Annotated in this window: 12 protein-coding genes; 7 read left to right on the top strand and 5 right to left on the bottom strand. The window is 69.9% G+C overall.

Going from position 1 to position 9,533, the window contains the following annotated elements; all coding sequences use genetic code 11:
• Positions 1-224 precede the first annotated feature (224 nt).
• Positions 225-542 (top strand): hypothetical protein, encoded by a 318-nt coding sequence (locus tag QH470_RS16210; RefSeq protein WP_280273193.1) that lies wholly within the window; start codon positions 225-227, stop codon positions 540-542.
• Positions 543-547: 5 nt separating this feature from the next.
• Here QH470_RS16210 and QH470_RS16205 read toward each other — a convergent pair whose 3' ends face one another.
• Positions 548-736, bottom strand: a complete 189-nt coding sequence (locus tag QH470_RS16205; RefSeq protein ID WP_280273192.1) for a hypothetical protein — start codon at positions 734-736, stop codon at positions 548-550.
• Positions 737-864: 128 nt separating this feature from the next.
• Here QH470_RS16205 and QH470_RS16200 point away from each other — a divergent pair, with 128 nt between their 5' ends.
• Positions 865-1,656, top strand: a complete 792-nt coding sequence (locus QH470_RS16200) for a glycoside hydrolase family protein (protein ID WP_280273191.1) — start codon at positions 865-867, stop codon at positions 1,654-1,656.
• An 82-nt stretch (positions 1,657-1,738) separates the two neighbouring features.
• Positions 1,739-2,188, top strand: coding sequence for a thioredoxin family protein (locus QH470_RS16195; RefSeq protein WP_342228447.1), 450 nt, complete (start codon positions 1,739-1,741; stop codon positions 2,186-2,188).
• Here the strand turns inward: QH470_RS16195 and QH470_RS16190 are convergent.
• Positions 2,182-2,361: a nucleotidyltransferase domain-containing protein gene (locus QH470_RS16190; protein WP_280273190.1), complete on the bottom strand. Its 180-nt coding sequence runs from the start codon at positions 2,359-2,361 to the stop codon at positions 2,182-2,184. The genes QH470_RS16195 and QH470_RS16190 overlap by 7 nt on opposite strands.
• A gap of 215 nt (positions 2,362-2,576) precedes the next feature.
• Between QH470_RS16190 and QH470_RS16185 the strand changes: the two genes are divergently transcribed.
• The gene (locus QH470_RS16185; protein WP_280273189.1) at positions 2,577-3,410 is read left to right on the top strand and encodes a DUF559 domain-containing protein; all 834 of its coding nucleotides are present in this window, start codon (positions 2,577-2,579) and stop codon (positions 3,408-3,410) included.
• Positions 3,411-3,492: 82 nt separating this feature from the next.
• Here QH470_RS16185 and xylB read toward each other — a convergent pair whose 3' ends face one another.
• Positions 3,493-4,893 carry a xylulokinase gene (gene xylB, locus QH470_RS16180; protein WP_280273198.1) on the bottom strand — a complete coding sequence of 467 codons (1,401 nt, stop codon included), beginning with the start codon at positions 4,891-4,893 and terminating at the stop codon, positions 3,493-3,495.
• Positions 4,894-5,024: 131 nt separating this feature from the next.
• The gene (locus tag QH470_RS16175) at positions 5,025-6,101 is read right to left on the bottom strand and encodes a glycoside hydrolase family 172 protein (protein ID WP_280273188.1); all 1,077 of its coding nucleotides are present in this window, start codon (positions 6,099-6,101) and stop codon (positions 5,025-5,027) included.
• A gap of 247 nt (positions 6,102-6,348) precedes the next feature.
• On the opposite strand from QH470_RS16175, the gene QH470_RS16170 reads away from it, so the two are divergent.
• The 3 genes from QH470_RS16170 to QH470_RS16160 are packed head-to-tail and all read left to right on the top strand — an operon-like array spanning position 6,349 to position 8,398.
• Entirely contained in the window at positions 6,349-7,260 is a 912-nt protein-coding gene (locus tag QH470_RS16170) for an LLM class F420-dependent oxidoreductase (protein ID WP_280273187.1), read from the top strand.
• Positions 7,261-7,270: 10 nt separating this feature from the next.
• A complete protein-coding gene (locus QH470_RS16165) occupies positions 7,271-7,678 on the top strand; it encodes an MmcQ/YjbR family DNA-binding protein (protein WP_280273186.1) in 408 nt (135 codons plus the stop codon).
• A gap of 51 nt (positions 7,679-7,729) precedes the next feature.
• A complete protein-coding gene (locus QH470_RS16160; RefSeq protein WP_280273185.1) occupies positions 7,730-8,398 on the top strand; it encodes a class I SAM-dependent methyltransferase in 669 nt (222 codons plus the stop codon).
• A gap of 308 nt (positions 8,399-8,706) precedes the next feature.
• Here the strand turns inward: QH470_RS16160 and QH470_RS16155 are convergent, their stop codons facing one another.
• Complete coding sequence (locus tag QH470_RS16155) at positions 8,707-9,528, bottom strand: IclR family transcriptional regulator (protein ID WP_342228446.1); 822 nt, start codon at positions 9,526-9,528, stop codon at positions 8,707-8,709.
• Positions 9,529-9,533: the final 5 nt, after the last annotated feature.

Below are 9,533 nucleotides of genomic sequence, written 5' to 3'. Positions count from 1 at the left end.
CGGGGCCGGTTCCGCCGTGCGCGGCCCCTCCCGCCCCCCAACAAAGCGCGCCCCCGGCGCTTAATCGGTGGGGGGTGGGGGGGGGGGGTTGGTGTGTATGTACAATGGGGGGGTGTGGGGTTGCGGCGGACTTTTCGGGGGGGGCGCGGCACCGCGCGGCGGCCGGGGGGGGGCGGGGGCGGGGCGGGGTCGCCTGGACCCGCGCGGACCTGACCGCCACGGCTATGCCCGCCGCGGCTTTCGATTTGGTTTCGGTGCAGTACTTTCCCTTTCCTCGGCAACCGGGCCCGCGCGCGCTGCGCGGCCTGATCGACGCCGTGGCCCCGGGCGGCATCCTGCTCTTCGTCGGCCACGACCCGGCCGACCTCACCGGTCACGAGGACATCGACCCCACCGCGTTCTATCACCCCACCGACATTCCGGCCCTGCTCGACTCCGGCTGGGTCGTCGAGACCTCCGAAACCCGCCCCCGCACCGGACCGCCGCCCGCCGGAACGCACCACACCCACGACGTCGTCCTGCGTGCCCGCCGCGGTCGCTGAGCCCGTTACGAATAGTCGCGGAAGGTCATGAGGAAGCCGGCCGCGGCGAGGCAGAACAGGGCGGCGTAGGTGACGACGCGGAGGGGGAGCCACGGAATGTCCTGCACCCACAGGCCGGTGATCATGGCCGTGAGCATCATCAGCGTCCCGTAGAACGGTGTTCGCTTCGGGTGTTTGCCCAGGCGGGGTCCCATGGTGAGGGGCTACCCGATCCGGGTCGCACGATTCGACGGCGTGTCTGCTCGTACGGAGGCGACGGGGACGGCACCGTGTACGGGTGCAGGTGAGTGCGGGCCGGTTTCGTCGTGTCTACGACCCGAGCGTGGGGGAGACGCGGCCGTGGTACATCAACGATCACACGGTGGTGCGGGGCCCGGACGGTTGGCATCTGTTCGGCATCACCGGTACCGAACCGGCCGACCCGTGGCGGGAGGTCGCTTTCGCGCACGCGACCGCCGATCGGCTGGCCGGGCCCTGGACGAAACGGCCGCCCGTACTGACCGCCGATCCGGACTACGGGGAGACCCACCTGTGGGCGCCGTACGTGATCCGCGCCGCCGACCGGTATTTCATGTACTACGACGGCGGCGGGACCGACCGCACCGCCACGGCGATGAATCTCGCCACGTCCACCGATCTGCGGCGCTGGACTCGTCACCCGGGCGGTCCGCTGTTCCGCGACGGCTACGACGCCCGTGATCCGATGGTGTTGCGGCTCGAGGACCGCTGGGTCATGTACTACTGCGCGACCAGCGAGCCGGGCGGCGGACACCATGTGGTCGCGTACCGGACCAGCACCGATCTGGTGCACTGGAGCGACCGCGCCATCGCCTACACCGACCCGAGCACCGGGACCGGCGCCGGACCCACCGAGTCACCGTTCGTGCTGTGCCACAAGGGTTCCTGGTATTTGTTCATCGGCCCGCGGCCCCGCTATGTCGGCACCGACGTCTTTCGCAGCGACGACCCGCTGCACTTCCGAGCGGCGGACAAGGTCGGTCATATCGCGGCGCACGCGGCGGAGATCGTCGACGACGGCGGGACGTTGTGGATCACCCGCGCCGGGTGGGGGCAGGGCGGCGTGCACTTCGCGCGGCTGCGGTTCGGAGACTGACGGCAGGCCGCGACAGACGTGCGGGATCCGTGGAAGAATCCGGACCGATGTCGGCGGAACCGAGCGTCACCGGGAGGACCGCATGCCCACGCACGCGTTGACGCAGCAGAACTTCGACCGGACCATCTCACGCGGCGGCATCGTGCTGGTGGACTTCTGGGCGGGGTGGTGCGGCTGGTGTTCCCGGTTCGCGCCGATCTACGAGGAATCGTCGAATCAGCATCCGGACATCCCGCACGGGACCGTCGACACCGAGGCCGAACAGGCGCTCACCGCGGCCGCGCAGATCACCAGCCTGCCCACGCTGATGGTTTTCCGGGAGGGATTGCTGGTCTACACAAAGCTCGGCTTCCAGACCTCCGCCAAGCTGGAGGATGCCGTTCAGTCCATCCAGTGGATGGATATGGAGCAGGTGCGCCGTGAACGCGGTGCGCAGCAGCCGGAAGCGCCGAGTCCGGTTGCGCCGCCACGCGTTGCGGGTCTGGCGGCAGGACCGGCCCGGTACGGCTGGCCGGGACTGAAAGCTCACTGATCGAACGACTCCCGGTACGGTGCGGGTGGCCCCGCGAGCAGTACGGTGATATCTAAATCCGATGTGGCGGTGGCGGTTCCGTCCGCCATGCTGCCGCCCAGCCATGCCGCCCGCGCCTCCGGAAACCGTTCCCGCACCAGCTGTTCCGCGAGTTCGAAGTCGTCCGGTTTCATGCCGCCATGGTGGCACCGGACCAAGCGGCGGGGAAGGGCTCCGGCCTGAGCGGTCGCAGATCGACGCCGGACGGTAGATATCGCCACGTCGGCACGGATTGTGTCCGTGCAGGCCGGAGCGCAGTTATCCCCAGTTCGGAGGACCATCCACAGAGTCTCCGTTTCGCCAGGTCGGCTTCGTGTACGGCCGAAAGGGTTGGGAGAGCCTCGATCCCATGTACGGCATTCGAACTCGCGAACAGCTACTCGCAGCGGGCGTCGCCGCGTCGACCATCGATGACCGGTGTCGCCGCGGCGTTTACACCCGGGTGCTGCCCCGCGTCTACTGCGTGGACCGGCTCACCACATTGGCGCGCTGCGCCGCCGTGGTGGCGTGGCTGCCCACCGCCACGCTGAGCCATCGCACCGCCGCGTGGTTGCGACAAATGGCCGACGAACCGGACGTCGTCGAGGCGACGATCCCGCGGCACGCGCATCGGGCGACACCGGACTGGTTGCGGCTGTACCGGCGTGACCTACCCCCGGCGGCGAGTGACGAGGCGTGGGGACTCCCGATCACCAGCCGCGCGGTGACCCTGCTCGACTGTGTTGCGGTACTACCCGAACTTGCCGCGGGCCAATTGGTGGACAAATGCCTGGGCGGCCTCGTGCCGCCCGAGGAGGTGCTCGAACTGGGACGCTGCGGCGCGCACGGCTCACCTGTTTTACGTCGGCAATTGCGGGAGGCCGCCTGCAAGGCGGCATCGGAACCGGAACGGCTGTTCGCCCGCGCGATGGCTCGCACGCGAATCAAGTTGGCGCCGAACCATCCCGTGGGACCGTACGTGTGCGATTTCGTCCACACTCGATCCCGGACTCTCGTCGAGATCGACGGCCGGGAGTTCCACTCCGACCACGACGTCTTCCGGCGCGACCGCCGACGCCAGAACTGGCTGCTGTTGCACCGCTGGCTCGTATTGCGATATGCCGCCGCCGACGTGTTCAACGATATGGATCACTGCGTCGACGAGGTCGTGGCGGTCATCAGGAATCGTCGCCGGAAATCGTGATCCGGCCTGGGCGGACACGGATCGGCGCGAAGTGGCGAGGATTGCCGTGTGCGGGCGGATTGTGTCCGTGCAGGCCGGGCGGCTAACTTCCGTGGAGCAGGCGGCGGGTGCGTTCGTACCGGGCGCGGATCTCCTGACCTGGGCCGTCAGTGGGGGCTGGGAATTCCTGGGCGGGAGGTGCGGCCCACGTCGGTGGTTCGGGGGTGGCGGCGAGGGCCCAGGCGGCTTGGCGGGCCGCGCCGAGGGCGACGTATTCCTGGGGTTCGGGGACTGCGACGGTGAGTTCGAAGATCTGGGCGGCGATCTCGGCGACCAGGCGGTTGGCTGCCGCGCCGCCGATGAGCAGCACTCGACGGGGGCGGATGCCGTCGGCCCGGAGGCGGTCCAGCGCGTCGGCGAGGTTGCACAGCATGCCTTCGATGCCCGCACGGGCCAGGTGTTCCGGGGTCATGTTCGACACGGTGAGCCCGTGCAGGGTGCCGGTGGCGTCCGGGAGGTTGGGGGTGCGTTCCCCGGCCAGGTAGGGCAGCAGCGTGAGGCCCGCCGCGCCCGGGACCGACTGGCGGGCAAGGCGTTCCAGCTCGCGCAGGCCGACACCGGCGAGGGTGGACGTCCGGTCGAGCACCCGCGCGGCGTTCAGCGTGCACACCAGCGGAAGATAGGCCCCGGCGGCGTCGGCGAAGCCGTTGATCGCCCCATCGGCATCGGCGCTGGGATGTTCGGCGCGGGTGAAGACCGTCCCGCTGGTACCCAGCGACACCACGACATCCCCCGCGCCGATGCCCAGACCCAATGCGGCGGCGGCATTGTCGCCGGTGCCCGCCGCCAGCAGCAGGCCGTCGGACGTGTGGCCCGCCGGTTCGGCGGGACCGAGCACCCGGGGCAGTTCCGGTAGGCGATCCCGGAAGGCCAGGGCGACAAGGTCTTTCCGATACTCGCCGGTACTGGGTGACCAGTAGCCGGTGCCGGAGGCGTCACCGCGATCGGTGGTCGGTTCGAGGTCGGGGGTGCCGCCGCGCAGTCGCCAGGTGAGGTAGTCGTGTGGCAGCAGTACCCGCGCGACCCGATCGGCGTGCGCCGGTTCGTGATCGGCCAGCCAGCGCAATTTGGCGACGGTATGCGCGGCGAGCGGCACGATGCCGACCGCGTCGGCCCATGCCCGCGGCCCGCCGAATTCGGTGACCAGGTCCGTCGCGGCCTGCGCGGAGCGCGTGTCGTTCCACAGCAGCGCCGGTCGCACCGGAGCACCGGCCGTGTCCAGCGCGACCAGGCCGTGCTGCTGGCCCGCGACCGCGATCGCCGACACCCCGTCCAGCAGCCCCTCGCGCGCCGACCGCAGTGCCCGCCACCATGCCTCGGCGGGGACCTCGGTGCCGTCGGGATGCGGAACCTTGCTGTGCCGCAAAATCTTTCCGCTGTCCGCCGCGCACACCACGACTTTGCACGACTGCGTCGAACTGTCGACCCCGGCTACCAACATCAGCTTCACTTCCTTCCACGGCGCACCGCTGCCCGGATCGCCGGCGGGAAGATGTCGACCCGCGCCACCGGCTCATCCTCGGCCATCACGCTGCGCCCATACGCTCACCTTGCACTATGCCGGTATTCGCCGAATCACCGCGATATCGACGAACGCCGACGGCCGGTGACCGATCGATGCTGATACCAGAGTGCGGTGGTCGCGATATCGGCGCGATCGAGTGGCAGGTAGCAGCCGTCGTCGCGCCATCCGAGCGCCTGGACGGTGACGCGCAGGCTCCGGTCGAAGCAGATCGGGTCGCGCACATGCCAGCGGTACATGCCGAACTGCTGTTCGGGCTGATAGATCCGGTCGTCGGGCAGGGCCTGCACGAAACCGAGGTACGGGGTCGAGTAGGTCCGGTAGGTGTCGCCGAGGTCGAAATTCCAGGCGCCGCCGAAGTAGTCCTCGGTGCCTGTGCCGCAGATGGTCGGGAATTCGGTGTCGCCGTCGAGATAGAACTTCACCTCGCCCTCGCCCCACCAGCCGGGCGCGTTCGGCGCGATCGCCAGATAGGTGCCGACGTAGCGGCCCGGCCCGGGCACGTCGTCCAGCACGGTGTGCACGGCCGGACTGCCCAGGGGATTGCACCGCCGCCACCGCGCGTGCAGGTAGCCCGCCGAGCGCGGCACCTCCTGCTCCAGATAGGTCAGCTGGTAGTACACCGGCACCGGCTCCGCGCCGCCGTTGTGCAGGGTGACCCGGGCGTGCGCGCGAAACGGCATGGGCCAGAAGCTGTTCAGCCCGCCCGCGGCCGCGACCACCACCATTTCCGAATTCACCAGCGCCAATTCGTCCCACGCATTGCAGAAGAACGCGCCCAGCGGCACGTCCACGGCGGGCTCGGCCTCCTCGTCCCAGTACATGCGCAGCCGCAGCCGGCTCAGGGCGGTGCGATCGGTGGTCAGCCAGAAATGCCGGATGATGCCGGGCCCCGCGACGTCGGCGAGCGTGGCCGTCTCGCCGGGCGCGAGGTCGATCGAGGGCGACACCTTCCACCCGACCCCCAGGTCACCGGCCGCGGCCACACCCGTCCCGGTCGCCGCGCGTCCCCCCGCCCCCGGCGCCCCCGTAGGGTTCTCCGGACTGATCGAGCGGGTACGTCCCTGGTCCAGCCGCCATAGTTCGTGCACCATCGGGATTTTGACATGCCACCCACCCCGCGCGGTCACGATTCGCCACCACAAACCCGAACCCGCCCGAGGAATACATGCGGCACGGGTATGTCGCGCGGCGCGTCGAGAAGTTCGTCCGCACGGCAGGTACGCCGGGCCGCGCGTCGAGGCGGGGTGTGGGGTCGCGGGAACGCGTCGACAGGGTGATGGAGCGCCTTGGGCGGGGCATAGGGTGGATGAACTGACGGACGTTGTGTGTTCGATTCATCGACGTGTTCGATTCATCGACCGAGGAGGCCCCACCGTGCGGATCGGCATCTTGCTCAACGAACCGACCGGACCCGACGCGCTGCGCCGGATCACCGACGACCTGGCACAGGCGGCCGAGGAAGGGTTCGATTCGGCGTGGCTGTCGCACATCTTCGGCATCGACGCGCTGACCGCGCTCGCGGTGGCGGGGAGCCAGGTGCCGGGCATCGAGCTGGGGACCGCCGTCGTGCCCACCTATCCGCGGCATCCGGCCGCCATGGCCCAGCAGGCCCGCACCGCGGCGCTGGCGGCCGGCCCCGGGCGGCTCACGCTCGGTATCGGCCTCTCGCATCAGGTCGTCATCGAGAACATGTTCGGCTACGGGTTCGAGCGGCCCGCCCGGCACATGAAGGAATATCTGTCCATTCTGCTGCCGCTGCTCGAGGGCGAAACGGTCTCCTACCAGGGTGAGACCCTCAGCGCCAATCTCGCCCTGAGCGTCCCGAACGAGGGCCGGGTGCCGGTCCTGGTCGCGGCGATGGGCACGCAGATGTTGAAGCTGGCGGGCCGCCGCGCCGACGGGACCGTGCTGTGGATGACCGGCCCGGCCACCATTCGCGACCACATCGCGCCGACCATCACCGCCGCCGCGACCGAGGCGGGTCGCCCGGCGCCGCGCGTGGTCTGTGCCCTGCCGGTGCTCGTCACCGACGATGTCGACGGGGCGCGGCAGTCGGCGGCGGAGGTGTTCGGCGCCTACGGCTCGCTGCCGTCGTATCGCGCGATGATGGATCGGGAAGGCGCGGCGGGCCCGGAGGATCTCGCGATCATCGGTTCCGAGGAGCATGTGGCGGCGCGGCTCCGAGAGGTCTCCGAGGCGGGCGCCACCGAGTTCTACGGCGTGGTGTTCGCCGGCGGTGACGCGGCCGCCCGCACCCGCAAACTCCTTGCCGGACTTGCCGATTGAGGTAATGACGATGGCACGGCGCGCCCGGGTGGACGATGTGCACGAGCTGGCACAGGCGATGCCGCACGTGACGGTCGAGTACGGCCCGCAGGGCAACGCGATCTACCAGGTCGGGCGCAAGTCGTTCATCTTCTTCCGGACCCCGCGACCCGATGCGTTCGACCCCGCCACGGGTGAGCGCTTCGAGGATGTGATCGTGTTCTGGGTGCCCTCGGAGTCGGACAAACTGGCGTTGGTGCAGGATCCGGCCTCGCCGTTCTTCAGCACACCGCACTTCGACCGTCATCTGTCGGTGTTGTTGCGGGGCAGCCGGATCGGTGAACTCCGCTTGGACGAACTGACCGAGGTCGTCCAGGACGCCTGGCTGTGCCGCGCCTCGCCGACACGGGCGAAACGCTGGCTGGCGGAACACGAATGACCGCGGAGGCGGTGTTGACCTCGAGTGTGGTTGAGGATGCACAGTGAGGGCATGACGCAGACCGCAGAGTTCTGGAACACCGTTTACGACAACGACACCGCGCCGTGGGTCATCGGCGAGCCGCAGCCGGCGATCGTGGCGCTCGAACGCGAGGGCCGAATCAGCGGGCGCGTGCTCGACCCCGGCACCGGCGCCGGGGAGCACACCATCATGCTCACCCGGCTCGGCTACGACGTGCTGGGCGTCGACCTGTCGCCCAGCGCCGTCGCCTACGCTCGTCGCAACGCGGCCGAAAAGGGGGTTGCCGCAGCACGATTCCAGGTCGCCGACGCGGTGCGGCTGGGTCGCGAGCCCGCGGCCGCCGCGGAACTCGGGGTGTTCGACACCATCGTCGACAGCGCGCTGTTCCATATATTCGGCACGGAACCCGAGACCCGTGCCGACTACGTGCGCGCCCTGCACACGCTCGCCAAGCCTGGCGGATACGTGCACGTGCTGGCGCTGTCGACCGCCGAACCCGGCATCGGCCCGCGCATCAGCGACACGGTGATCCGCGAATCCTTCGGCGCGGGTTGGGAATTGGAGGACCTCCAGCCCAGCAGCTACCGTGGCCGCGTCACCGGGTTGGTCGCCGCGGAGGTCGAGAACCTCGACCTGAACCCCGCCGCCGACGGCATCATCGACACCGCCGCCTGGCTGGCCCGCATCCGCCGCCTCTGATTCCACGCTGCGTCCTGCGGCCGCCACAGGGTGGGCAACGGACCCGTCCACAGGCACGGTTCCAGACCGCATCGTGCGGCTGCCACGGGCAAGCCCACGGGTGCCGTCCGCAGGCACAGTTCGAGACCCCATCGTGCGGCTGCCACGGGCAAGCCGGCGGGTGCCGTCCGCAGGCTTAGTTCGAGGCTGCACCGTGCGGTTGCCAAGGTGCAAGCCGACCTGCACCGTCCGCAGGCACAGTTCGAGACTGCGTGCTTCGGAGTTGTCTGTGGGAGCTGAGAATATTCCGTGAGTGGTGCGGGGAGGGCTCAGTGCCAGCGTTGGTGGTGCGGGGAGAGGGCGCGTCCCGCTTCGTGCGCGACCTCGAGTACGACTCGCGCCAATCGGTCGAAGCTCATGGCGTCGGCCCGGCCGGACAGCGAGAGTGCCGCCGGTGCCGTGCCGCGCGCCCGCAACGGCGCTGCGACGCAAGCGATTCCGGCGACCGCCTCCTCGCGATCGACCGCCACGCCCTGGCGCAGCCGGATCTGCGCCAGCTCCCGGCGCAGGGCGTCGGGCTCGGATACGGTGCGCGGGGTGAGGCGGGGCAGCCGGGCACGCAGCGCCGCCTCGGTGATGCCGGGTTCCAGCGCCGCCAGCGCGGCCTTGCCCAGCGCCGTGGCGTGCGCGGGCATCCGGCCGCCCAGCCGGGTGGGCAGGGCGGTGGCGAACCGGCCACCGGCCTTGTCCAGATAGACCACATCGCGGCCGTCCAGCACCGCCAGATGGCCGACCATCCCGGTGCGCTGGGACAGCTCGTGCAGCAGCGGGCCCACCGCGTCGCGGATCTCGTTGTGATCGGCGGTCAGCCCGCCCAGCTCCAGCGTGCGCATTCCCAGGCGGTAGCCGCCGGTCGTATGCGCCAGCCAGCGCAGGCGGATCATCTGATCCAGGATGCGGTGCACGGTCGAGCGCGGCAGGCCGGTGCGTTCGACGAGTTCCAGCAGCGTCAAGGTGGGCGTGGTGACGTCGAACGCGTCGAGGATCAGGGTCATCCGCTCGATCATCGAGACGGGGAGCGCATTGCGGTTGTCCGTCGCGTGGCGCTGGGCGGGAGTGGAGCGTTCCGCGGGCGGCACGGTGACGGTCATGGGTT

It is taken from the genome of Nocardia wallacei (assembly GCF_029868745.1).
In the GTDB taxonomy this organism is placed as follows: Bacteria; Actinomycetota; Actinomycetes; order Mycobacteriales; family Mycobacteriaceae; genus Nocardia; species Nocardia wallacei_B.
Note: the sequence above shows the minus strand (reverse complement) of the source record. Positions and strands in the feature narration are given on the sequence as shown.

Bases quoted from the DNA above. Each gene is read 5' to 3' on its own strand.
- QH470_RS16210 (WP_280273193.1), top strand. From the start codon at position 225: ATGCCCGCCGCGGCTTTCGATTTGGTTTCGGTGCAGTACTTTCCCTTT.
- QH470_RS16205 (WP_280273192.1), bottom strand. From the start codon at position 736: ATGGGACCCCGCCTGGGCAAACACCCGAAGCGAACACCGTTCTACGGG.
- QH470_RS16195 (WP_342228447.1), top strand. From the start codon at position 1,739: ATGCCCACGCACGCGTTGACGCAGCAGAACTTCGACCGGACCATCTCA.
- QH470_RS16190 (WP_280273190.1), bottom strand. From the start codon at position 2,361: ATGAAACCGGACGACTTCGAACTCGCGGAACAGCTGGTGCGGGAACGG.
- QH470_RS16185 (WP_280273189.1), top strand. From the start codon at position 2,577: ATGTACGGCATTCGAACTCGCGAACAGCTACTCGCAGCGGGCGTCGCC.
- QH470_RS16165 (WP_280273186.1), top strand. From the start codon at position 7,271: ATGGCACGGCGCGCCCGGGTGGACGATGTGCACGAGCTGGCACAGGCG.
- QH470_RS16160 (WP_280273185.1), top strand. From the start codon at position 7,730: ATGACGCAGACCGCAGAGTTCTGGAACACCGTTTACGACAACGACACC.
- QH470_RS16155 (WP_342228446.1), bottom strand. From the start codon at position 9,528: ATGACCGTCACCGTGCCGCCCGCGGAACGCTCCACTCCCGCCCAGCGC.